This window comes from Trichocoleus sp. FACHB-90 (assembly GCF_014695505.1).
Classification (GTDB): Bacteria; Cyanobacteriota; Cyanobacteriia; order Cyanobacteriales; family FACHB-T130; genus Funiculus; species Funiculus sociatus.
Genome location: NZ_JACJOK010000026.1, coordinates 114,396 through 136,673, shown reverse-complemented (window position 1 = coordinate 136,673; position 22,278 = coordinate 114,396). Strand labels below are relative to the sequence as shown.

General features: G+C 44.8%; 23 protein-coding genes and 2 pseudogenes. 18 read left to right on the top strand and 7 right to left on the bottom strand.

Features of this window, described 5'->3' with window-relative positions; all coding sequences use genetic code 11:
• Positions 1-89 precede the first annotated feature (89 nt).
• Positions 90-263: a hypothetical protein gene (locus H6F74_RS08180; protein ID WP_190438890.1), complete on the bottom strand. Its 174-nt coding sequence runs from the start codon at positions 261-263 to the stop codon at positions 90-92.
• Positions 264-569: 306 nt separating this feature from the next.
• Between H6F74_RS08180 and H6F74_RS08175 the strand changes: the two genes are divergently transcribed.
• Positions 570-1,829 carry a DICT sensory domain-containing protein gene (locus tag H6F74_RS08175; RefSeq protein WP_190438887.1) on the top strand — a complete coding sequence of 420 codons (1,260 nt, stop codon included), beginning with the start codon at positions 570-572 and terminating at the stop codon, positions 1,827-1,829.
• 161 nt (positions 1,830-1,990) lie between these two features.
• On the opposite strand, the gene msrA is transcribed toward H6F74_RS08175, so the two are convergent.
• The gene (gene msrA, locus H6F74_RS08170; protein WP_190438882.1) at positions 1,991-2,641 is read right to left on the bottom strand and encodes a peptide-methionine (S)-S-oxide reductase MsrA; all 651 of its coding nucleotides are present in this window, start codon (positions 2,639-2,641) and stop codon (positions 1,991-1,993) included.
• A gap of 425 nt (positions 2,642-3,066) precedes the next feature.
• On the opposite strand from msrA, the gene H6F74_RS08165 reads away from it, so the two are divergent.
• The 6 genes and pseudogenes from H6F74_RS08165 to H6F74_RS08140 all read left to right on the top strand — a co-directional run bounded on the left by H6F74_RS08165 (position 3,067) and on the right by H6F74_RS08140 (position 7,855).
• Positions 3,067-4,116, top strand: coding sequence for an aldo/keto reductase (locus H6F74_RS08165; RefSeq protein WP_190438879.1), 1,050 nt, complete (start codon positions 3,067-3,069; stop codon positions 4,114-4,116).
• 221 nt (positions 4,117-4,337) lie between these two features.
• The gene (locus H6F74_RS08160; RefSeq protein ID WP_190438876.1) at positions 4,338-4,976 is read left to right on the top strand and encodes an antibiotic biosynthesis monooxygenase family protein; all 639 of its coding nucleotides are present in this window, start codon (positions 4,338-4,340) and stop codon (positions 4,974-4,976) included.
• A gap of 19 nt (positions 4,977-4,995) precedes the next feature.
• Positions 4,996-5,742: an SDR family NAD(P)-dependent oxidoreductase gene (locus tag H6F74_RS08155; protein ID WP_190438873.1), complete on the top strand. Its 747-nt coding sequence runs from the start codon at positions 4,996-4,998 to the stop codon at positions 5,740-5,742.
• Between the two features lie 174 nt (positions 5,743-5,916).
• Positions 5,917-6,084, top strand: a pseudogene (locus H6F74_RS30905) (SDR family oxidoreductase); the annotation flags it as partial.
• A 128-nt stretch (positions 6,085-6,212) separates the two neighbouring features.
• A complete protein-coding gene (locus tag H6F74_RS08145) occupies positions 6,213-7,406 on the top strand; it encodes an MFS transporter (RefSeq protein WP_190438868.1) in 1,194 nt (397 codons plus the stop codon).
• A gap of 56 nt (positions 7,407-7,462) precedes the next feature.
• Positions 7,463-7,855 carry a VOC family protein gene (locus H6F74_RS08140; protein WP_190438865.1) on the top strand — a complete coding sequence of 131 codons (393 nt, stop codon included), beginning with the start codon at positions 7,463-7,465 and terminating at the stop codon, positions 7,853-7,855.
• Positions 7,856-8,019: 164 nt separating this feature from the next.
• On the opposite strand, the gene H6F74_RS08135 is transcribed toward H6F74_RS08140, so the two are convergent.
• A complete protein-coding gene (locus tag H6F74_RS08135) occupies positions 8,020-8,760 on the bottom strand; it encodes a 4'-phosphopantetheinyl transferase superfamily protein (protein ID WP_190438849.1) in 741 nt (246 codons plus the stop codon).
• Positions 8,761-8,825: 65 nt separating this feature from the next.
• On the opposite strand from H6F74_RS08135, the gene H6F74_RS08130 reads away from it, so the two are divergent.
• Entirely contained in the window at positions 8,826-8,993 is a 168-nt protein-coding gene (locus tag H6F74_RS08130) for a hypothetical protein (protein WP_190438847.1), read from the top strand.
• Positions 8,994-9,020: 27 nt separating this feature from the next.
• Here H6F74_RS08130 and H6F74_RS08125 read toward each other — a convergent pair whose 3' ends face one another.
• Positions 9,021-9,416, bottom strand: coding sequence for an AbrB family transcriptional regulator (locus H6F74_RS08125; protein ID WP_190438948.1), 396 nt, complete (start codon positions 9,414-9,416; stop codon positions 9,021-9,023).
• Positions 9,417-9,807: 391 nt separating this feature from the next.
• Between H6F74_RS08125 and H6F74_RS08120 the strand changes: the two genes are divergently transcribed.
• Positions 9,808-10,782 (top strand): alpha/beta fold hydrolase, encoded by a 975-nt coding sequence (locus tag H6F74_RS08120; RefSeq protein ID WP_190438845.1) that lies wholly within the window; start codon positions 9,808-9,810, stop codon positions 10,780-10,782.
• Positions 10,783-10,952: 170 nt separating this feature from the next.
• Entirely contained in the window at positions 10,953-11,837 is an 885-nt protein-coding gene (locus H6F74_RS08115) for a hypothetical protein (protein WP_199300977.1), read from the top strand.
• Between the two features lie 74 nt (positions 11,838-11,911).
• Here the strand turns inward: H6F74_RS08115 and H6F74_RS08110 are convergent, their stop codons facing one another.
• A complete protein-coding gene (locus H6F74_RS08110; protein WP_190438842.1) occupies positions 11,912-13,468 on the bottom strand; it encodes a metallophosphoesterase in 1,557 nt (518 codons plus the stop codon).
• 116 nt (positions 13,469-13,584) lie between these two features.
• Here H6F74_RS08110 and H6F74_RS08105 point away from each other — a divergent pair, with 116 nt between their 5' ends.
• The 3 genes from H6F74_RS08105 (at position 13,585) to H6F74_RS29245 (ending at position 15,179) form a co-directional block, all read left to right on the top strand.
• The gene (locus tag H6F74_RS08105; protein WP_190438841.1) at positions 13,585-14,121 is read left to right on the top strand and encodes a DUF1349 domain-containing protein; all 537 of its coding nucleotides are present in this window, start codon (positions 13,585-13,587) and stop codon (positions 14,119-14,121) included.
• Between the two features lie 78 nt (positions 14,122-14,199).
• Positions 14,200-14,664: a cupin domain-containing protein gene (locus H6F74_RS08100; RefSeq protein WP_190438839.1), complete on the top strand. Its 465-nt coding sequence runs from the start codon at positions 14,200-14,202 to the stop codon at positions 14,662-14,664.
• Between the two features lie 368 nt (positions 14,665-15,032).
• Positions 15,033-15,179: a hypothetical protein gene (locus H6F74_RS29245; protein ID WP_199300975.1), complete on the top strand. Its 147-nt coding sequence runs from the start codon at positions 15,033-15,035 to the stop codon at positions 15,177-15,179.
• 362 nt (positions 15,180-15,541) lie between these two features.
• Here H6F74_RS29245 and H6F74_RS08090 read toward each other — a convergent pair whose 3' ends face one another.
• Entirely contained in the window at positions 15,542-16,072 is a 531-nt protein-coding gene (locus H6F74_RS08090) for a universal stress protein (RefSeq protein ID WP_190438837.1), read from the bottom strand.
• 279 nt (positions 16,073-16,351) lie between these two features.
• Between H6F74_RS08090 and H6F74_RS08085 the strand changes: the two genes are divergently transcribed.
• The 5 genes and pseudogenes from H6F74_RS08085 (at position 16,352) to H6F74_RS08065 (ending at position 21,578) form a co-directional block, all read left to right on the top strand.
• The gene (locus H6F74_RS08085) at positions 16,352-16,723 is read left to right on the top strand and encodes a helix-turn-helix domain-containing protein (protein ID WP_190438835.1); all 372 of its coding nucleotides are present in this window, start codon (positions 16,352-16,354) and stop codon (positions 16,721-16,723) included.
• A 40-nt stretch (positions 16,724-16,763) separates the two neighbouring features.
• Positions 16,764-17,672 (top strand): ion channel, encoded by a 909-nt coding sequence (locus H6F74_RS08080; RefSeq protein WP_190438834.1) that lies wholly within the window; start codon positions 16,764-16,766, stop codon positions 17,670-17,672.
• 312 nt (positions 17,673-17,984) lie between these two features.
• Positions 17,985-18,383 (top strand): annotated as a pseudogene (locus H6F74_RS08075) (glycosyltransferase); the annotation flags it as partial.
• A gap of 94 nt (positions 18,384-18,477) precedes the next feature.
• Positions 18,478-19,671: a 7,8-didemethyl-8-hydroxy-5-deazariboflavin synthase subunit CofH gene (gene cofH / locus H6F74_RS08070; RefSeq protein ID WP_190438829.1), complete on the top strand. Its 1,194-nt coding sequence runs from the start codon at positions 18,478-18,480 to the stop codon at positions 19,669-19,671.
• An 89-nt stretch (positions 19,672-19,760) separates the two neighbouring features.
• Positions 19,761-21,578 carry a serine/threonine protein kinase gene (locus tag H6F74_RS08065; RefSeq protein WP_190438826.1) on the top strand — a complete coding sequence of 606 codons (1,818 nt, stop codon included), beginning with the start codon at positions 19,761-19,763 and terminating at the stop codon, positions 21,576-21,578.
• 100 nt (positions 21,579-21,678) lie between these two features.
• On the opposite strand, the gene H6F74_RS08060 is transcribed toward H6F74_RS08065, so the two are convergent.
• Positions 21,679-22,224: a hypothetical protein gene (locus tag H6F74_RS08060; protein ID WP_190438822.1), complete on the bottom strand. Its 546-nt coding sequence runs from the start codon at positions 22,222-22,224 to the stop codon at positions 21,679-21,681.
• Positions 22,225-22,278: the final 54 nt, after the last annotated feature.

Sequence of the window (22,278 nt, the reverse complement as noted above, 5' to 3'; positions counted from 1 at the left end):
TATTCATAAAAAGCGATCGCTTCCGCTTTTGTTGATTCAGGAGACAGAACGCTAGTTTTAAACAGGTAATGATGCCTGAATGCGATCGCTCAAATCTTCGAGTGTACAGTTGCGTAACGCAGCGATCGCAATGATGCCTTTGGGTACTTCCCGTAAATAGGGGCAGCGATCGCATTCTGTTCCCCTCCTGTGACGTGCCAATCAAGCAACGCCATCTTCCCTGCCACTTCCGACGCTTTTAGCGGGGGTAACGCCGAAGACATTTCCTAAAAAGTAGCAACCACCTGAAAAACTAAATTTATCAAAATTCCATTTTACTATAAAATTAGCATTTTTTACTTAAAAATAATTTGGCATTCCTATATCAGTAATTATTAATAAACTATATAATAATAAAAATCCTCTCCTGTAATTGTGGTGCTAACGCATCATGCGAATGAGCCAAATCATGGCTTTTAAACTGCTGTTAACTTGTGAATCGTATTATAAATTACTTTTTTAAAGAAAGAAAAATCAGGAGAGCAAGCAAAAATTAGGGTGTTCTTACTACTGAACACAATGCCTGTGTAATGGATATTTCACTCTTCCGCTCGGTTGCTAGTCAGTATCAGCATATACGCCGTGTAAACACAGTCTCAATGATGAATGTCATAAGTCATCAGATAGAAGACCAAGTTATCCAGCATAAACTTTCAGTAGACTTTTACGCGGGCTTTCAAAAATTTTCTAATTTTCCAGATCAACTGCGTCGCTATAGTCGCTTAGGGGCAATATGTAGGCGAGTTTATGTGTTTGGTATTGCCGACTCGGAACCACCTTCTATTCCAGGGGTAGAGTTTATTGAAATTTCACCCAGCTCTGTTCTGTCTCGCGAGTGGTTTTTGTTGGTCAATACTTCGAGTTTTTGGACTACATTGGTTGCCCAAGAAGTAGATGGACGGGACATAACAACGGGCGGACGACGCTTTGATGGGTTGTGGTCTTTTGACGAGCAAGTAGTTGACCGAATCTCGCTCTTGATATCACAAGTTATGGAGTCATCTTACCAGCCGATTAGACAGCGCAACTACGAACAGCAAAACATCCATATCTCCGACGTCAGCAGCCGCATGCTCGGTATGCTGGAACAAGTTGTACTAAATAGTCAGCGTCGCCGAGTACACCTCCGCACCTTGCAACAATTTGCGGAAACCTCCTCAAACAATCCAGAGAATCTTCTAGAAGATACAGCAGAGATTTTACACAGTATTTTTGGTGCTACGGGTGTTGTCATTGCTGGACTCAACCCTTCTAAGGAAGATTATTCAGTCTGTGCTGTAGCAGGCGATGCGAATGGCAAAGGTTGGAAAATGCCTGTGAGTGAGGGATTGATCGGACGAGCAATTCAGCAGGCGCGATTGATCCAGGTAACAAGTGTGCGCCAGAGACACGAGAGCGATCCGCTATTGCCTACTGCCAAAGCGTTGATTGCTGCGCCAATTATAGAAGGTCAGGTTTATGGTGCGATCGCTATTAGCAACACAGAGTCTAATCAATGGGATGAAGATGATGGTCAGACACTGATGGCGATCGCCAGGATGCTAGCAATCCATCTCCGACAAATAGATAATTCTGTGTCTAACCCAACAGAGCAACTACCCACCCATGAGCTGCAACAAGCCGTTGTTGAGCAGCAGGAGGCTGTAGTGCATCTTTTGACACTTCAGAAAAAACTCCGCAGCTTGGGCAACCTTACCCCCATTCAACTTGAAGTTTTACGTCACATGAATAAACACTTTGCTAAGTTAGTCGCGCAGATTAAGATAGCCAGAAACCTGATGCGGAAGTGACTTTTTAAGGGGTGCTTCTTCCTCGTTCTCAGGCGGAGTCTGAGAACGAGAAATTCATATACACTAACTAAGAATTTCAGTCCGTTTCAACGGACTTGAGCTTTAAGCCTTGAACTTTAGTTCAGGGCTTGAGCGCAGGACAAAAGTGAAGTGCCGCTATCTTAAGCCTGTACTCCTACAGGACAAGCAACTTTCGTTCCACCTAAACCACAATACCCGCCAGGATTTTTGGCAAGATACTGCTGATGGTAGCTCTCTGCATAGTAGAACTCAGGAGCCTCAATAATCTCAGTAGTGATATCGCCATAGCCAGCCGCATTCAGAGCTTTCTGATAAGCGTCTCGCGATGCTTCAGCCAGCTGCCTTTGACCTGAATACACGTAAATTCCTGAACGATACTGAGTGCCAGCGTCATTGCCTTGACGCATACCTTGAGTGGGATTATGGCTTTCCCAGAAGACTTTTAGAAGTGTTTCGTAACTAATAATTTTTGGGTCAAAAACGACCAGAACCACTTCATTATGTCCGGTCATGCCCGTGCAGACCTCTTCGTAGGTGGGGTTTGGTGTTGTGCCAGCTGCATAACCCACTGCGGTGCTGAAAACGCCCTCTTGCTGCCAAAATTTCCGTTCTGCACCCCAGAAACACCCCATGCCAAACATCGCCATTTCCATCCCAGCTGGAAAAGGAGGCTTGAGAGGATGACCGTTGACGTAGTGACCAGAGGGTACTGGCATTGACTCTGCCCGTCCTGGCAATGCCTGCTCAGGAGTAGGTATAGTTTGCTTTTTGCCAAATCCGAATAGCGCCATGAATTTTGATGTCTGAATAGGTCGTTACGTTACTTAATACTATTTTAGCGCTTTGGCTTGTGACTCAGATCCAGCACTTTTTCTAGCAACAATATTTTTTAGTAAGTTACAACTCAATAGGGTTCACTTAGAAGATAAAAATTCAAACCTGCGATTTGTTGGGTAACATTCCCGTAAGAGGATGTCCTAGAAGTGTCAAAAGTTAGTTTGATCCCCCCAGCCCCCCTTTTTCAAGGGGGGAGAATCAAGCCTTAGTCCCCCTTTTTAAGGGGGATGCAAGGGGGATCTCCACGCTCTAAGCGTCTCGATTATGACTTTTCAGACATCCTCTAAGGCTACGCGAAAGCAAGCTACAACCATTCCCGACAACTATCCTTAAGTAAGCTCGCGCTAAAACTACATTCGTTCTACAAGGGGCAAAAACAATGAGATACAAACTCTTGGGTAAAAGCGGATTGAGGGTATCTGAACTGTGCTTGGGAACAATGACCTTCGGTGAAGATTGGGGCTGGGGCGCTTCCAAAGACGAAAGCCGTCAGGTTTTCGATGCTTTTGTGGAAGCAGGAGGCAACTTTATTGACACCGCCAACGGCTACACCGATGGCAGCAGCGAGAAAATCGTTGGTGAGTTAATTGCCGCAGAACGCGATCGCTTTGTCGTTGCAACCAAATACTCATTCCCCTTGCAGATGAACGACAAGGCAGGCAACCCCAACGGCAGTGGCAACCATCGCAAGAGCATGATGCAGTCCCTAGAAGGCAGCCTAAAACGCCTCAATACGGACTACATAGACTTATTCTGGCTGCACGCTTGGGACTTTATGACACCTATTGAAGAAGTGATGCGTGCCTTTGATGATCTGGTACGCTCTGGCAAGGTGTTATATATCGGCATTTCGGACGCGCCTGCTTGGATTGTTTCTCAAGCAAACACCTTGGCGCAATGTTACGGCTGGACTCCGTTTGTCGCTTTGCAAGTCGAGTACAGTTTGGTTGAACGGACACCGGAACGCGACTTGTTACCGATGGCGAAGGCATTTGACTTAGCGGTTACGCCGTGGTCGCCTCTTGGCTCTGGTGTGCTGACGGGCAAATACAATAAAGGCAGTGGCAATAACGAACAAGGACGACTGGCAACTACTTCCGGGGGAAATATTTCCCAACGCCATCTAGCGATCGCAGAAGTTGTGAGTCAAGTTGCCGAAGAAATCGGACACACACCTCCACAAGTTGCATTAGCTTGGTTGCTTGCTCAAAGTGGCGTTGTCATCCCAATTATCGGCTCTCGTAAAGTATCGCAGATTAAAGATAACTTAGCTTGTCTGGATGTGAAGCTATCACCAGAGCATTTGCAACGCCTCAATGAAGTTAGCAAAGTTGAACTTGGCTTCCCCCATGACTTTTTAAGCAATGACATGATCCGCGATCGCCTTTTTGGTGGCACGTTCGACTTAATCGACAATCACCGCAGCTGAAATTAAATAAGAAAGCGATCGCATTTGGTAATACATCTGTAGGGGCATGGCATTCCCATGCCCCTATCAAACGTCACAACCGCAATATTCTACCGAACGGAGAAAAGCTATATTTTTACTGACTACCTAGAAAAATGGCTAGTAGCGTTCTTACAGTATTAGCGATAGGATGCTTGCAATTTAAGGATTTTAGTTCACCAACAATCCCAGGAGAAATCAAAATGCCGACTATTGCAAAGAATAACGATGTAATTACGGTAATAATTATCTTCGAGGTAGAGCCGGAACGACAGCAGGAATTAATAGATACTATTGGAGAATTTCTCGAAACAGCGGTGAAACATCAACCAGGTTTCGTCTCATCCAGCCTCCACAAAAGTATAGACGGCGTAAGGGTGATGAACTATGCCCAGTGGGAAACCTTGGAAGATTACCAAGCTTTTGTCAACAACTCTGAAGTACAAGCAGTTGGTAAAAAGCTTTCGCAGTTTAAAATTCATGAGTCACACGTCTACGAAGTCGTAGTTTCTCTGCCAGATGACGCTGACCTCAAAATTACTAAAGGCGGTTTGATTCACCTGGCAGAATTTAGAGTAAAACCAGAAAATCAAATGCGCCTAGTCGAATTGGAGAGGGAATACCTACCCCTTGGGTTGCAAAATCCCGGACTTTTATCAGGTAATTTTCATCGCTCTCTTGATGGTGTGCATAATGTTAACTACGGACAGTGGCGCAGTTTTGAGTATTTTGAGGAACTGCTAAAAGATCCAAAATACAAACCTTTGAGTGAGTATTGGCAAGGTTTAGCTGAAAACGAGTTTCATTTGTACGAAGTTGTTTTCACCGAACCTGCTGATTAATTATAAAGAGATAGCCAAAATGGGCAAAAGTCTGAAAGGGAAAGTTGCTGTTGTTACAGGCGGATCGAAAGGGTTAGGACAAGCATTTGCTAAAAGACTTGCTGAAGATGGGGCAGATATTGCGATCGCTGCCACATCTTTAGCACAGGAAACTGAAAAAATGGTCAAAGATGCTGGGCGTAAAGCTGAAGTTAGCGTTTGTGACGTATCCTCACCAGAGGATGTCAGCAAATTTGCTGCTGTTGTGATGGAGAAATTTGGGCGTTGCGACATCCTGGTTAATAATGCAGGAATCTATCCCTATCAGTCTTTTGACCAGATGAGTTTTGACGACTGGCGCAAGATGATGGCAGTTAATTTAGACTCGCTATTTTTAATGTGCAAAGCTTTTTTACCAAGCATGAAGCAGAACGGCTACGGACGCATTATTAACTTGTCCTCCACTGTAAGCTGGCTAGTAATTCCCGACTATACTCACTACACAACGGCAAAGATGGGTGTTATTGGGTTTACGCGAGCTTTGGCATCGGAAGTGGGAGAATTTGGAATTACAGTGAATGCGATCGCTCCCGGATTGGTTCGCACTGGCACCACACAAACAAATTCGCCACAAGAAATTTTTGACATGGTGGCAGCAAGGCAAGCGATCAAACGCACGCCAACACCGGATGATGTTGTTGGTGCAGTATCCTTTCTTGCCTCAGATGATGCTGCTTTTATAACTGGACAAACTTTAATTGTTGATGGCGGACTGGCGCGGGCATAAGTAAGTTCTGGGCAATTTTATTCAACTTAGCCAACCTTGGCTAAATCTTAACTAACTCTTAAGTAAAGGCAGATAACTGTAATGGTGTCTTTAAGTGGAAAGGTAGCAATTGTAACTGGTGGAAGCTCTGGTATCGGTCGGGCGTGTGCGATCGCATTTGCCTTTGAGCATTTTGCCAAAGAAAACCCGCAAGAAATTGAACAGATTAAGCAAATGCACGCCATCGGGCGTGTTGGCAAGGCGGAAGAAATTGCCAACGCTGCGATTTGGCTTTGTTCAGATAAAGCTTCGTTTGTCACGGGGCAATCGCTGACAGTCGATGGAGGATATACCGCCCACTAAGGCAAGCAAGAATAATGCGATCGCTCTCTTATATTGCCCAATTGAAGTAGGATTTTTTTGGCTAATGGTAGGTGCTACTTACCATTTTATTTCGTCCATATTTATCTACTCAAAAACCGAGTAACTTCATGCAATCAACAGAAGCAGATGGTCAACAACACAACCCCAAAAACTTGCTTAAAGACAAAAACCTTCTGATTATTTTTGCTATTTCTCTAATCGCTGTTCTCGGCGTTTCCAGTGTAACTCCTGCTTTTCCTAATCTAGCTAAAGCCTTAAATGTAGCTCCGGAAAATATTGGGTTATTGGTTACAGCCTTCACGCTTCCCACTCTGTTGCTAGGCCCTATTATTGGTGTCCTTGCCGATAGAATCGGCAGAAAGAAGATTATTGTTCCTTCACTGCTTTTATTTGGAATTGCTGGCACAGCTTGCGCCTTTGTTCGTGATTTTAACCTTTTACTGTTGTTCCGCTTATTGCAAGGAATTGGTGCAGCTTCTTTACTTTCTCTCAGCGTCACCTTAATCGGCGATTTGTATGCCGGAGAAAGACGCACTGCGGCAATGGGTTATAACGCCAGCGTCAGCAGTATCGGCACAGCAAGTTATCCAACAATTGGCGGCGCACTAGCAACAATTGGCTGGTATTATCCTTTTATGTTACCTGCGGTAGCTATTCCTATCGCGTTAGTGGTATTGTTTGCCCTAAAAAATCCTGAACCGAAAGGCGAACGTAATCTCAGGGAATATTTAATAAATGCTCGCAGAATTTTGAAAAATCGTCAGTTGGCGGGATTGTTTATTGCGAGTGCTGCTAACTTCGTTCTTCTTTATGGTGCTTATGTAACTTATTTGCCACAATTGATTAACGATACATTTAAAGCGCAGCCCTCTACAATTGGAGTGATACTCTCTAGTATTTCGGTAGCGATCGCATTCACTTCTTCACAGCTAGGTAGACTTGCCAGACGTTTTCCAGAAACAACTTTAATTAGAGCATCTTTTGTTTTCTATGCCATCGCTCTATTTATTGTTCCCTTCGTAACAAATATGTGGTTACTATTAATACCAACCACGATTTTTGGGATTGGGCTTGGCATTGGATTTCCCAGCATTCAAACTCTCTTAGCAGCTCTGGCACCCAGAGAGTATCTAGCTACGGTGATAGCTGTAAACGGCACATTTTTTGGATTAGGGCAAACTTTAGGGCCGCTACTGATGGGAATTGCCTTTGGAATTGGTGGAATTCATAGTGTATTTTTTGCAGGTGTTGGCTTCGCAATTATTACGCTACTTGTGTTCAGATATTGCACCTGTATGTAACAATGTAAGTTTACAAGCACCTTCTTGAAGTATCACTATCATCAGGTAAAGTAGTTATGATTGGTTCTGCTTACACAAGACTGCTGGTAAAGGACTTAAAAGCTTGCTTTGACTTTTACAAAGATGTCATGGAATTTGACGTTACCGTAGAAGATGAAAAAAGCGGATATGCTGAGTTTAAAGCCGGAGATATGAGACTTAGTTTATTCAGACGGCAAGAAATGGCGCAAATGATTGGCAATGCTGACAAGCCTGAAAATGCCGATTGTCAAGACAAGGTAGCGTTAGTTTTTACAGTGCATGATGTAGATCAGGCATATCATAAATTAAGGCATAAGGGAGTCAACTTTACAACAGAACCAATGAGCAATCCCTACTACGGAATTAAAACAGCTTATCTTCGCGACCCCGACGGAAATCTTATAGGTTTATATCAGTCTTTAGACTAATACGCTTTAATACACGTAGGGGCATGGCAGTGCCATTGCTCCTACAAAATGTAAGTTTTACCAGTTATTTAATCCATATTCCTAAAAATTAGACAAGACTTTTCTCCAATTTTTAATTACGACAAGCTATGTTTAATTACGCCTACCTGCTTAATAACTAATGACTATAGAAATTGCCAACTCCTGAGATGCCAACCTTGTCCAGCAACAACAAGAGCAGCCACATAGTTTGCAGTAGGTGTCAACTCTTGGAGAACCCAGTCTTGAGTAACTAAACTGCTGGGGAGACGAAGTTCGCTAGCTGGTTTTTCGGGAGCGAGCAAAATTTCAATTTGGTCTAGCTGAGCCAGTCCGTCTCCAGTTGCTTTGAGATAAGCTTCCTTGCAAGTCCAGTAGCGAAAGAATGTTTCCTGCTTCTGTGAGGGAGGTAGCGCACGAATTACAGCATATTCTTGAGCGGAAAAAAAGCGTTTGGCGAGTTGTTCGGTATCGGAGATAGGGCGGATATATTCCAAGTCAATGCCAAGAGAGCGATCGCGTCCAACAGCATACAAAGCGAGTCCCTGAGAGTGAGACAAGTTAAAACAGAGCCTACTGTCGCCGGATGTTTCAGCCAAAATTGGTTTACCACGCGGTTCATACCCAAATTGCACCTCAGATGGATCGATACCCAAATAGCGAGCCAAAATGGTTCTGAGAATACCGCGACCAGCAATGAAACGATTTCGATGCTGCTCAAAATAAAACCGCTCAGCCCGGTTTCGCTCGTCGGCCGAGAGGGTTTTTGCCAACAATTGAAGATGCGATGTCGGTGGGTCAAGGTCAGCCCGCCAAACATCAATTTCATCCCTCGACAAGGTTAAATCTGCCGATGGATTGAGCCATTGATTATCAGAAGTAGTCATTCGATTTTGGATTTCTGCTTTTTTACTCCTCAGCAGTCCTCCTTTCTCAACCTAGGATAGTCCAATTGGGCCTTCGAGCAGTTAAAATACCCCAATCAAAATATATTAATATCAACCAAGAAGCCTCAAGCTTTGTAGTTGCTCAAGGCTTCTTGGAAGTGGATGGCTCTCTAGATTTCTACCTTGGTTGTGGTTGGAGCGATCGCGCTACCAAGCCTGAAGAATCCTTCTAGCCTGCTATTGCGGACAAAGCCACATTTTTAAGCAGACGTTGGCAATTCTTCTGCATCAACTTGTTGCAGCTTGATATGCTTGCGTCCTAGAGAGATTTCAAACTCATCCCCGGCTTGAAGTCCCATTTGCTTAGTATAAGCCGAGCCTATTAGCAAATTGCCGTTGGACTGTACCGATATCCGGTAGCTGGCGCTACGTCCGCCGCGTCCTGTACCTTCTTGTTTACCATCTAATTCAATTCCCTCAGCATCTATGAGAGCGTTTAGGAATTTCATCATGTTCACGCGCTCCACACCACCTTTTGTGACAGTGTAGTATCCGCAGGCTCTAGCCTTTTCTTCTTTGCTCAAAGAGCCTATTTCTTTGACTTTTTTGATCAGCGCCTCTCCTGTTAAAGGCTCTGCTTTTTTCTTTTTGTCCATATTAGCTCTAATGGTTTCCTTGTTAATTACAATAACATCTTGCACAAAAAACTTCTATAAACAAGTAAATTTATTCTTCTGGTAAAAACGCGATCGCATGATTACCCCTCTGGCGATGACTAAGCATTCGGGCGACAATTAATCAGGATCAACTCTAATTTTTGTCTTTGAATGCAACGCCACCTGTTGCATCGGGGAAGGGTGAAGCTTTCCGCTATCAAATTTGTCGTTCCTAGGGAAGATACCTGCGGCAGACTAAAAGCCTGTCATACACTAATGGCAGACTTCTAGTCTGCCCCACAAGAAGTATATTCGCAAAAACAGGATTAAGTAATATGACAATAAAGATGTATAACAGCTTAGTTATCTCGTAGCGCGAAACAACCTCTATATGTCCAACTATTTCAGCCTAACCTCAGCAATCATTCGAGAAACAAAAGCGCATGAAGATGCACTGCCCCTAATGGATGAAAGCTGTCGCTCTCGGTTTCTTCTTCACCAAAAACCTACCGAGAAGGTATGTCTCTTCTTTCATGGGTTTACTGCCGCCCCAGAGCAGTTTGTACCTATAGGAGAAGCTTTTTTTAAAGCTGGCTACAACGTTTTAATCCCTTTGCTACCAGGGCATGGTATTGCCGGGGAATGGGATGCAGACAACCCCCCTCCCCTGCCAGAAAATCAACAAGTTTATCAAGAGTTTGGTCTTCGCTGGCTAGACATTGTACAACCTTTGGGGACAAAAGTAATTGTGGGGGGGCTATCTGGGGGCAGCACATTGGCGGCTTGGCTAGCACTAGAACGTAATGCACAAATTCATCGGGCTTTGCTATTTGCGCCTTATTTGAGCGGCAGCAATAAAGTGGTAGATTTATTTGTGGAAATCTTTAATATCTACTTTAAGTGGCGAACTGAACCAGGATTAGCCAGTTTTGGCTATCCTGGCTTTCTGATGCCATCTTTGCGCGTTTTTTTAGATATGGGACAAGATATTCTGGGACGTGCTGAAGAAAGTTTGGCTGCGCCAATGTTTATTATATCGAGTGAAAGCGATCGCGCTGTCGGGAAAGAGGAGCATGAAGCTTTATTTCAAGCCGCACTCAAGTATCAACCCCTTACTTGGTATCACTGCTTTGACCGAATTTTGGATATTCCCCACAATATGATGACCAAAGCTGAGGGAAACGACCATCTAGACTTGCTCATTGCGATAGCCAAAGCCTATGTAGAAAGCGATTTAACCTGGGCTGAAGTTCAGGAAATTAGTTCAGCCATAAAGCAAGGCGACTCTTTCGACACCGTGGTTGATAAACTCAATCTGCGTCAATTAGTTCCTCCCAATTTTGCCCCCATAATAGCAAGGCTCTAGGTGGTTCTTTAGCATAAAAAGGTGACTAATTTATGCTAAAACGCCAATTTATTCCTATTAAAGGAGGATGCAATGCTCACAAGATTGAGCATTAAGTTAAATTGACTGCCCGGTAATTAACCTAAAATTTGGGGAAGTGCATCTACTAATTTCTTGGAGGTTCAACAGAAATGCCATCTACTCGCCTTCGCGATTTAAAAGATGAGTATCAGAAACTTTGGGATAGCTGTGAAATAAAACCGGAGTTTTTGAAGAGTGTTAAAGAGGTAGTGGAAAAAATCCAGGTTACGCGCGATCGCTACGAAGCTGTGCAGCAACAAATTGGAGTGCCGTGGTATTTTGTTGCTGTCATCCACAATATGGAATGTTCCCTCAATTTTAAAGGACATTTGCATAACGGTGACTCTCTCCAAAAGCGCACCATGAAAGTCCCCCCTGGTAGACCGATTAACCCGCCTAAATTAGGCTGGAATGTTGGATACAGTTGGGAAGAAAGCGCTATTGATGCTCTGAAATTCAAGGAATTCGACCAAGCCGAAGATTGGAGTCTGGCAGCACAACTTTGGAGATTAGAATTATACAACGGTTTTGGCTACAGATTGTATCATCCAGAAGTTCTCACCCCTTACCTATGGTCAACAACTAACCACTACAAAAAAGGAAAGTACACCGCAGATGGGAAATGGGATGGTCGAGCCGTTTCTGCTCAGATAGGTGCAGCAGCTTTGTTGAAGCTTTTAATATCAGAAAATCCAGAAATTGACGCTACAAAAGCTGAGAAGAAGCCCGAAGAAAACAAGTCAGAGGAAAAAGGCGACAAATCCACTTTATTGATCGTCAATGAGCCGGGGGCTTTTCTAAAGCTGAAACCTGAACAAGTAGTTGCCTTATCAGACGAGGAAAAGGTATGGCTAAAAGTCGGCAAAGAGCTACCAGTTTTAGCTTGGATAAAAGAGAACGATCATTTCTTTATCAAACTTGATGGCGTGACGTTTGAAGAACGTGAAAGCTGGTATGTCTTTTGCAACCATTGCCAGCTAAAACCTCGCGAATAGTTTTTCCATAGGCTGAAAAAGCAAAAGGCAAAAACTCCTTTTTGCCTTTTACCCGTACTACTGGCTTCAAAATTTCAAATCGCAAAAGGTTCCAAGCCGCTATTGTTCCACTGTCGCTTAAATCGCTCAGCGATAAACGGCCGGACGACAAGCTTAGGTGGGCAACCGTCTAGGACATCGATCCGCAAAAATGAGTATGGTCGTCGCTTTTGCGAACCTTGACCATTGCGACCGACAAAAAGATGCGATCGCGCAACTTGGCGAGTCTCCCCAAAAGTCTCCATCAATTCCGGCCCCTCAATCCTCTGGCGGCGGAGACTGTAACCGCTACCACCACAGACAATCCAATTGCTGTTAGAGTCAGCGTGTCCCGTCTCGCCCGTGCGAAGATATTCCAAACAGTGAGCGTGACCATTCAAAACCAGATCCACAATCGGACGACCCTCCGCCTGCTTTCCCACTGCATCAAACACCCCATCAAGTACCAAGCGGATTCGATGGCGAATCGCCAAAGTTTGCGCTTGATACCACTTCGTCGCCTCCGTAACATAGGGGGGATGGTGGAAATAAATCACACGTCCGCGCACCTCGGCTGTATTCCAAGATTCAATCAATCTTTGCTTAAGCCAATCCAATTGTTCGGAGTCAGTAACGGTTGTTTGGTTGGATGCTAATTGTTTGTCAATATCAATTTTTACCTCGTCAACCTGCTCCAACTTGGCGTGCAAGTCATCAAGCTGTTCGGCATCGTCGGGTTGCTCAGGGTTTAGATTAGCTACGGTATCGAGGATTTGCTGTTTTTCTTGTTCCAACTCATCTCGCCGCTTTTCCAACTGGCGGCGATACTCGTTTCCCTCTTTTGTCGCTGGAAGCGGCGCAGGATCGTTAAAAGTATTCGAGTCAAGGGCGAAGAAATCAATCCCGCCACTACGGAACGTGTAATAACGATTAGGTAAGCGGGTAAAACTTCCGGGTTGATAACGCAGACAGCGCCCCGTGTCAGTTTGGGCAGTGTAATGGCGATCCAAATGACGACGCAACTCTTGCGGATTATTGAACCCCTTTAAGTAGTCAAGGAACGCCTGTGCATAGGCATTACCTTGATGCGAACCGTGCCACCTAACGTCCAAATCCAATTTTGACTTCAGCAGGTGGCGCAGGGGTAGTGTCGTTTGTGCAATCAATCCATAGACAAGAGGCAGATCGTAGTAATCGTGGTTCCCAGGCACGGGCAAAAATGGCATATTAAAAACCATCTGGTCATAAGCAATCTTTTCTGGCTTCTCCCCGCCCACTAGAAAATCTCGGTAAGGCTCAATAAAGTTTTTCGGGTAAAATTCGCTTGAGCCAACCAGATAAATTACGTCGCCCGTATGCAATACAAAACGGCTCTCAGGCGAATGTTCCGCCATCAATTCTGCGATCTGTCGTTGGGGGTTATGACCCCGATGAGATCCAGAACCGCTATCGCCCACAACCAAAAATGAGAACTCTGGAGAGTCCGCACCATCGTCTAAAACCATCCGGGTTTGATCGATTCCCCGCTCAAGAATACTTGAATCTCGCCACCGCACCCTTTCCTTCATCTTGCGGATTTTGACGGCGATGGGCGGATCTGATACAAATCTCATAACTAATACTCGTAGATTCCTTTTTAAAGTAGCCTACTCCCAAGACTAGCCAATTTTACCCGCCTACTCTCTATATTCAGCATCTGACAAAATGAAACAAAACAAAGATTGAAACTATGAAATGGTACAACGAACCGCCATCATGGAATGAACAAGAAGGTATTGTCACCGTTACTTCAGGAGCCAAAACAGATTTTTGGCGCAAGACTCATTACGGCTTTATCCGCGACAATGGAAACTTTTATTACCAACAAGTCACGGGAGATTTCACCGCCCAAGTCAAAGTTACCGGACAGTATCAAGTGTTGTACGACCAAGCCGGGCTAATGGTTCGCTTGAATGAAACCACTTGGTTAAAGTGTGGCGTTGAATTTGTGGACGGCATACAGTACGTTAGTGCTGTTGTCACGCGAGATTTTTCCGACTGGTCTGTGGTGCCTTTGCCCCATAACCCAGCCTCCATATGGCTACGGCTGAAGCGGAAAGGTGGAGCAGTAGAGGTGCAATATTCCTTTGATGGCGAGCAGTACACTATGCTCAGGATGGCGTACCTAACTGAAATAGAAACAGTGAGTGTGGGGCTGATGTGCGCGTCGCCGGAAAGCGAAGGTTTTACAACGACATTTGAGGGTTTCAAACTAGGCAAATTGTAGAATTTTAAGCAAATTAAATCTTAGTTTTTTACCCGATTATGCTGATGATAGCGACGATTCATGGATGAGGAAAATCAGATGTCTTTACCTATCAAAGAGGTTGTCCTAGGGCCCGGAGAAGGTAGCCACCTCACAATCGGCAACAGTCAAGTGACATTCAAAGCTGTTGGTACAAATACTGACGGACATTTGGGGCTGTTTGAACAGACGCTACCACCGGGAGGAACGTCACCCGAACCACATCTTCATCGCCACATGGAGGAGATGTTTTATGTTTTAGAAGGCGAAGTAGAAATTCTGGTTGGGGAGCAAACAGTGCAAGGTCAGGCGGGGGCTTTTGTGCTTGTCCCTCGCGGTACGCCTCACGCCTTTGCCAATCGGGGAACGCAAACTGCGAAGCTGCTGATTATGTTTTGTCCGGCTGGATCTCGCGAGAAATACTTCGAGGGTTTGGCGGAACTTCTCAAGAATGGACAGCCGCCAGATAGAAAAGCTCTTGTTGAGTTGATGCGGAGATTCGACCAGGAACCTGTGAATATCTAATACAGGTGTGCATATTGCTACTGTGCAAGGTGTTAACTTGAATTAGCATTAAATTAAGCTAAAGAACTTCGCTTCTTTGCAATTTTTAGCTAGAAGAAGTTGATGCTTTGTAATAGTTTACTTAACTTTTATGAATTTTAGGAATCTTTTTGATGATTGTGTCAAAACTGGAGGGTAAGGGAGTCGATGCCTATCCATTAGACTCAACATTAATCAAGGCAATTACGGTTTGTCTAGGATAAGCGATCGCACTTAAGCTTCTGTTAGGTAATCTAGCCAGAACGCATCTTGCATGCTTGTTCTGGAACATACCCGTTTTAATTTATTTGAGAACAAAACCCGTTTATTCATTTGTAGGAGTTTAGAGAATGAGTAAAACCATTGCCAATCTAACCTTACCAGTGGTAGTTCAAGAAATTGAAAAAGTTTTAAGGACTTATACCGATCATCCCTATCAAAAAGCTTTCTCTATTCCTGAATTGCGTCAAAAATTAATTGTCTATGTTCTCAGCTGAACCTCTAATAACTACGCAGTCATTGAGGAGGGTGAATCAATAATAAACCAAAATGTCAACTGTTGCTTAGAGCAACACTCATAAATAGAATGTTTGATTCACCAAGGTATTCACCATATCCTTGAACAAAATTCAGAAACGGTTAGTCACCAGTTTCCTGAAGAAGTTGATTCAGGATATTTACCTTCCCACTGGTTTGGCTAAGGTCATTGAAAAGAGGTAATTTTTTAACGCAAAGGTAAGCGCCAAGAAACGCAGAGTTAAGATTATATTTTCTTAGCGATACGAGAGCGCTTACCTTTGCGTTTCTTGGCATTAATTTATAGCTGTGTGCCTGAAAAAGCAACTAGGGTTATTTAGTTTCAAGAAACTGACAATTCTTGATTTTTTTGAGCAACTTCTGTGCAAGAATTAGCTTTTCCTTGTACAGTCAGGACTGAGCAGTGAGCGTGATGAGTAACGTAGTTACTGACGCTACCCAGGATTAATTCAGTTAAGCCAGAGCGGCCCCGTCGTCCCATCACAATTAGGTCTGCACCCCAATTCTGTGCCAGTTCACAAATAGTGCGACCAGGACTACCTGGGGTTTGGGTGAATTCAGTTTTTACCCCCGCTGAAGTCGCCTCATCTGTGCGCGATCGCAATAAATCTAAACCTCGATTTTCAAAGGTTTCCCACTGCTTTCTGTAAATCTGGATGGTGTCGTCGTTTACAGGTATGTAGTAGTCTAAGCTGGAGAGTAATGGGCTTACTGGCGTACCCTCTTCTTCTAAGGAAAGAACGTGCAGCAGCATGAGTTCAGCCTTGGTAGCTTTCGCTAAAACCAAAGCTGACTCAAAGATAGTTTGGCTGCTGGCAGAATTATCCATTGCAACTAGAATTTTGGAAAACATATATAACTCTTTGGTAATTGAAAAAAGTTAAAAATCGAGTATTTAGAGTTCTTAATTTCCGACTCTAAACTCTTAACTCTATTTTACTTCTCCTCCTTTGAATAAACACTCAGTTAGAGGAAGTACGTTATACTTACCAAAAGTAAAAAATTGACCTGAATCAAGGCATCCAGCTCTTTATTAAGAAAAATCAAGAATAGTGTAGGACGGCTAACTCTAACATCCCTCTCTTATTTGAATTGTCGAAAACAAAGTACACAGCTGTATCAGGAGCATCCGATGTTGGACATCAGCCAGTGCAAAGAGGGTAAATGTCCGATTCAGTTCACCCTTGACTTGATCGGCAGTAAATGGGCTATTGTGATTCTGCGAGAGTTGTTTACAGGTAATCGCCGTACCCACGAGTTACTAGAAGCTTTGTCTGGAATTAGCACCAAAACGCTGATGATGCGGCTAAGAGAACTAGAAGAGTATGGGTTAGTCCAACGCCGAGTTTACGCAGAAGTTCCTCCCCATGTAAAATATTCTCTAACCGAGAAAGGGCGCGAAATTCAACCCGTAATGACGGCTCTAAATCAGGTACGATCTCGATGGTTACAGAGAGAAAGTTGTGCTTGTCCTCTCGATCAAAAAGTGGAAGTAAAACTGTAGTTTGGCGTACTTTATAATCAGCTTTCTTCTGCAATAATGTATGGCAAAAAGGCAACGTCCATCTTCGTCTAAGCGCTTTTTAAGCACGAATAGACAGTTTAACGTCGTGGGGCGGGGTAACTCGCGATTTTACTGGGGCGACTTGTATTATTTAATACTCACAATATCCTGGCCTTGGTTTTTCGTACTGTTGGCTTTGGGGTATGCGATCGCCAACTCCCTGTTTGCGATCGCATATCTCGCAGGAGGCGACGGCATAGAGAATGCACAACCTGGTTCCTTTAAAGATGCCTTCTTCTTCAGCGTTCAAACAATGGCTTCTATCGGGTACGGTGCAATGTATCCGCGCACGCTATACGTAAATTTCTTAGTCACAATTGAATCACTGGTCGGACTTTTGGGCATTGCTATGGGTAGCGGTCTAATGTTCGCCCGGTTCTCCCGTCCGACAGCAAGAGTCCTTTTCAGTCGCGTAGCAGTGATTAGTCGCTATGATGGCGTACCAACTTTGATGTTTCGGGCTGCCAACCAGCGTCGTAACTTTATTGTAGAAGCCCAGATAAACGTGACTATGGTGCGGAACGAAATCAACCGTGAGGGCGAATTTATGCGCCGATTCTACGACTTGAAACTGGTTCGCAGCCACACACCTATCTTTGCCCTGTCGTGGACGGTGATGCACCCGATTGATGAGACAAGTCCCCTCTATGGGGCTACGCTGGAAACTCTTGCCCAGACGGAAACTGACATTGTGATTACACTAATCGGGCTAGACGAAACAGTTTCCCAAAATATCCATGCCCGTCACTCTTTTTCGGATAAAGAAATTTTGTGGAATATGCGTTTTGTAGATATTTTCACTTCGGATAGGAGACAGGATGGGCGACGCTTGATTGACTATACCCGTTTTCACGATGTGGTTCCAGAGGGGTTGGGGACTGCGGATTAGGGGCTTGGGGCTGGGAATGCAGATATAGGGATTAACTTTTTTTGCAATGTATTTGTAGCCAATAACTGACTAACAAAAATCACATTTGGGTAATTGTTAGGTGTAGTAAAACCAACAATTTTTGGAGTCGTCCTCTAGGTTATCACTTACATAAAATATTATGTTTCAACCAACTTTAGCAGCACTAATCGCGGTTGAGCTTTAATAACCAATTGTTTTGCATCATTAGTAATCACCAATCAGGCTATTAAAACAGCTTTTTTGGGAAGTAGAGTGCGTGGTGAAATAACTGAGGAATAAGTTAAGTTTTTAGGATTTCGTTCGGATGTCGTACCGCTGATGAAATCTTGTGATTTAGTGGCACATAATTTAATAGCACCAGAACCTTTTGGTAGAGTTATTGTGGAGGGGATGCTGTGGGGAAAACTTGCGATCGCATCTGCGGCTGGTGGCGTAATTGATTTAGTAGAACACGGCGTAACTGGTTTTTTGGTTCCGCCTGGGGAACCAGAGAAGCTTACGGACGTTATCAAAACCTGTCGTAACCAGCCAGAGTATACAACAGCGATCGCTCGTTCTGGGCAAATTCAGGCAAGCGATCGCTTAAATGTGAAAAACATCAATCAGCAGATTCAAGAGTTGCTAGAAAAAATAGAAACTAACCGCGTTAGCGTTAGAGAAGCCATGCGCGTTAGCGATTTAGACGATTAGAACGCTAAGCAAAGAGTGAAGCAGCGGACAAGATGCACCAAAACAGGATTTCCTGCCAGAATTAAAAGGTGTTCCTAGTTTTACCGGAATTGCTGTGACTACTAAAACTGTTGATGCCATTCTTAAGCGGGCTTTCGCGGGTTGTGATTTGTCGAAAGAAGAGGGGATTGTACTATTAAAGCAAACTGACCCAGCGATTAAGACGGCGATTCAGGAAACATCTGACCAACTGCGACTAAACCAAGCAGGCGATATCGTTACCTACGTTATCAATCGCAATATTAACTTTACCAATATCTGCGAACAGCACTGTAGTTTCTGCGCGTTTCGCCGCGATGATGGGGAAGACGGCGCATTTTGGTTAGATAGCGCTCAAATTCTGGAAAAAGCCACAGATGCAGTCCGGCGGAATGCGACGGAAGTTTGTATGCAGGGGGGACTAAATCTTGAGGCAAAACTCAACAGTGCGTCTTTGCCTTATTATCTGCGAGTGGTTAAGACAATTAAAGAGGAATTTCCTCAACTGCATATGCACGCCTTTTCGCCTCAAGAAGTGCAATTTATTGCTAGGGAAGACCGGCTTAGTTATGCTAATGTAATTGCGGCGTTCTTGGATGCTGGCGTTGACTCGATGCCTGGAACGGCGGCGGAAGTTTTGGATGATGAGGTGCGGCGCGTCCTTTGTCCGGAAAAGCTGGATACGGCAACTTGGCTGGAAATTGTGGGAACGGCGCACAAGTTGGGAATGCCTACCACTAGCACCATGCTTTCCGGTCACATAGAGACACCAGAACAGCAAATAGACCATTTAGATAAGTTGCGAAGTCTCCAACAAACCGCCTTAGAAAAAGGATATCCCGCCCGGATCACAGAGTTTATCCTGCTGCCCTTCGTCGGTCAAGAAGCCCCCAAACCTTTGCGCCGTCGTGTAGGACGCGACCAACCAATTTTAGAAGATGCACTGCTACTTACCGCTGTAGCGCGAATTTTCTTAGGAAATTGGATTTCTAATCATCAACCCAGTTGGGTTAAGCTTGGTCTGGCGGGTGCCAAAGAAGCTCTCAGATGGGGCTGTAACGACATCGGCGGCACTTTAATGGAGGAGCATATTACCAGTATGGCAGGCGCACAAGGCGGTACTTGTATGTCCGTAGAAACCTTGCAGGAAACTATCAGTGACTTGGGTCGTCCGTATCAACAACGGGATACACTATATCGATATTTACCGATGAGCGATCGCTACCCTCGTTCTCAGGCCCTGGCTGGGAAGGAAACAAGAGAGCTATAGTTGCCTCTACACAAACAAACCAGGCGTATGTCAAGCTAAAAAAGGCATTAAACAGATTCTAATGCTTAAGAATAATTGAGCAAAAAACCATGTTGGGCAAGTTACTAGACGGGCGTTACCAAGTTGTCCAAGCCTTGGGTGCCGGGGGATTCGGAAAAACATATATTGCTAAAGACACTCGTCGTCCCGGTGCGCCAACTTGCGTTGTCAAGCACCTCAAACCCGCTAGTAGCGACGCCTACTTCTTAGAAACGGCTAGACGATTATTTACCAGCGAAGCCGAAACTCTTGAACAGCTGGGAAATCACGACCAAATTCCCAGGCTGTTAGCTTACTTTGAAGAAAACCAAGAATTTTACTTGGTACAAGAGTTCATCGATGGACATCCCTTAAGTGCGGAACTTTCTCCCGGTTATTGCTGGCAAGAAAGTCAAGTAATTCAGATGCTGCAAGAACTCTTGAGTATTCTGGCATTTGTCCACAACTACGGTGTAATTCATCGCGACATCAAGCCAGACAACATAATCCGCCGCTCCTCAGATAATAAGTTAGTCTTGGTTGACTTTGGCGCAGTTAAGCAACTCCGGACTCAGGCATTAAATCCAGCACAAGCAAGTGCTACTGTTGCCATTGGCACTCCTGGCTATATGCCTACAGAACAGGCGCAAGGTAGACCCCGTTTCAACAGCGATATTTATGCGCTGGGCATCATTGCTATCCAGGCTTTGACTGGGTTAATGCCGCTGCAATTGCACGAAGATCCCCAAACGGGTGAAATTATCTGGCTGCATTTGGTATCAGTCAGTCCAGGGTTGGCAGCTGTCCTTACTAAGATGACCCGCTACCACTTCAAAGACCGCTACGAGTCGGCAGCAGAAGCGCTACAAGACTTGCAGTATCTTCTAAGCGGACAGCAGTTACCAGTGAGAATAACGCCGCAGAAACCTATCTCACAACCCCCACCGTCGTTGTCTGAACAGTACACGGTTGCGGCTGTTCCGCCCCAACGACCTCAACCATCGCCACCACCACCAATTAGTCAACAGTCACGTGCTACTGTTGCTCCTTCTAATAAGTTTCCTCTGATTATCGGGGCTGCGGTGATGGCTTTGCTGTTTGGGGGAGGTTTGTTTTTGGCTATTTCTCCACAATCAAGACAGGGTGACGGTGGAACTGCAAATAATCCTGACAATCAAGGGCTAGATAAATCACAAGAAACTTGCAAAGTTACAATTCCAGCATTAAATGTCCGCACTAACCCTAAAGGTAGGATTCTAGACAGTGTTCGACAAGGTACGAGTTTATCTGTGACTGGCAGCAAGCAGAATGGCTGGGTGGAAATTAATTCGCCGATAAAAGGGTGGGTGTTTAGTGAATATATAAATTGTGCTTCTACTGCCTCGGCAGGTTCAACACCAACTCCCAAGCCAACTCCGACAAAACCGCCAGAAACGCCGCCACCTGTGGATAAAGGAGGCGACATCATAGCACAAGCAACGGAAAAATTCCAGTCAGGCGATTTACCGGGCGCGATCGCATTGGTAAGATCCATTCCCGCCAGCAGTGCTGCTTACTCGCAAGTTAAGGAGGTGCTGCAAGAGTGGCCGAATAATTGGGCAACTGCCCAAGCTAAATTTAATGAGGTACAAAAAGCGTTTAATGAGGGTAGATGGGAAGATGCGATCGCGATCGCCCAAGACCCCGATTTCCCCCAAATTCGCTACTGGCAAGACAAGTTACAGGAAGTAGTTGCCGCAGCTAAACAAAAGCTGAACGAACAACCGCCCCCCACCGAAAGTCCCAGTCCCACCGAGAGTCCCAGTCCCACCCCAATTCCCACTGAAAGTCCCAGTCCTACCGAGAGTCCTAGCCCCACACCAAGCCCAACAACTGAACCATCTTTGTGATGCCCCACGACTAAAGTCCTTGGTGCGCGGACTTTATATAAAGCCTGCCGAGGCAGGCTTAGTTTACGTAGCGCCACCCTTTAAGGTGAGCGCACTTTTGCTATCTTTTCGGTTCTGGAGGCGGCGGATAAGGCACCAGTGCAGCTTTAAAGAAATAAACTCGACCGCAATATTGCCCTCGGTTCGGTTGGTCGGAACAGATGGTTTCTATCGCCACATTCTTGACATTGGTAACATCAAGTGAAACAGACTCTTTCTGTCCAGGCGTAACAGTGCGAGAATCTTTCCGCTGTCCATCTAAGTAAATATTGATCGTGTTACCAGGGCTACCTCTGTCATTGTCCTGCATTCCATACTCCAGATTTAGTGTCTGAAAGTAAGTTTCATAGCCATCCGGCATGATTTTACAGGTCATTGCCACATAGGTATTACCAGGCCCCATGTGCAAAACATTTTTATAGACTGCTCTGCCTATAGCCACCTCAGACTTATCCGGTCGCCAACGGCCAGGGCCGCTACTTACACATCTAGTTTCCGGGAGGGAAATAATCCGCCGTGCCTGTACCATCTGGGTTCCCAGAGTCGCTAGGGCAAAGGAAAACATTGAACCAACGATGACTTGATGGATCAACTTGGTTTTTTGCATAGAGAAACGCCAAGTTAAGAGGTAAAAATCCTTACTAATGATACCGAATTGCCA